The organism is Roseateles sp. P5_E11, assembly GCF_054049355.1.
On sequence record NZ_JBFUMO010001148.1, the window covers coordinates 1 to 727 of the forward strand.

The window sequence follows — 727 nt, forward strand, 5'->3', positions numbered from 1 at the left end:
TTCGTCTCTCCACCTAGCGATGTGGTGTCGCGCAAAAGAGTGGAATAACGAAATGATGACAAAGCCTACAAGCCGTAAGTCTCGGACGTTCAAGAAGGTAGCCGTCGGGGTGTCCGCGCTGCTCTTGTCGGTCGCGATCCACGCGCAGTCACGGGACTTCAACATCCCTGCCGGCGAGCTGAAGTCGGTCCTCGAAGCCTACATGGCCGAGACCAAGCAGCAGATCGTCTACAACGCAGCTGACCTGAAAGGGCGCACCAGCAAAGGCGTGCAGGGCTCTATGACGGCTGAGAAGGCGCTGGAGCTTCTTCTGGAGGGAACGAATCTCAAGCTTCGACGAGACAGCAGCGGAGCAGTGGTCGTTTTTTTCAGTGAAGGAGGCGCCCCCGCCGCCTCCGACGAAGTAAATACGCTGGAGCGGGTTGAGGTCTTCGCGCAGTTGTCGCACCTGGGAGACCGCAGTCGGACGGGCACGCGAATGGACGCTGATCCCATGAGCGTCCCGCTTTCGGTGACGTCCATTGACAAGGATCTGCTTGCACAACAGCAGGTGCGCAACCTGTCCGACGCCCTGGCCAACGTGGCGGGGGTGATAGATGTCTCAGGCAACAACGCCTTCGTGATGCGCGGGTTCGCCGCGGGCACGATGCGCAATGGGAACCTCCAGCTCGTCAGCGACGGCTCGGATGTTCCGCTCATCTCGCTGTCGAAGATTGAAGTCGTGAAG

The 727-nt window shown here is 59.8% G+C and carries 1 protein-coding gene; it reads left to right on the forward strand.

The genetic code is table 11. The features are described from left to right. Window positions 1-109: 109 nt before the first annotated feature. A partial coding sequence (locus tag ACXJKR_RS33995) for a secretin and TonB N-terminal domain-containing protein (RefSeq protein ID WP_457326613.1) occupies window positions 110-727 on the forward strand: 618 nt, incomplete at its 3' end.